This window comes from Paraburkholderia sp. SIMBA_027 (assembly GCF_046535315.1).
Taxonomy (GTDB): Bacteria; Pseudomonadota; Gammaproteobacteria; order Burkholderiales; family Burkholderiaceae; genus Paraburkholderia; species Paraburkholderia tropica.
Genome location: NZ_JAWRWY010000837.1, coordinates 1 through 263, shown reverse-complemented (window position 1 = coordinate 263; position 263 = coordinate 1). Strand labels below are relative to the sequence as shown.

At 62.0% G+C, this 263-nt stretch carries 1 protein-coding gene; it reads left to right on the top strand.

The window, feature by feature from the left end:
- Positions 1–44: 44 nt before the first annotated feature.
- The coding region (locus SB764_RS41420) for a hypothetical protein (protein WP_410866957.1) at positions 45–263 on the top strand (219 nt) is incomplete at its 3' end.

Genomic DNA, 263 nt, shown 5'->3' with positions numbered 1-263 from the left:
ATGGCCGCCCGGCGGTTTTGCGGCAAACGCCGCTCTGCTCGCCCTTGCTGGTGGATCTGGTGGCAGCGCAGAACTGGACGCATTTCGACGAGACGATCGTCATGACCTGCGATCTGACGCAGGCCGAGCTTCCCGATACGCTCGATCATCTCCCGACCCACGATATCGGCCGCTTCGTCGATGCCAATCTGGCGACCGATCAGGTCTCGGCGAAACTGAAGCCGGCGCTTGCCGAGATCATCAATGCGATCAAGCCGCCATCC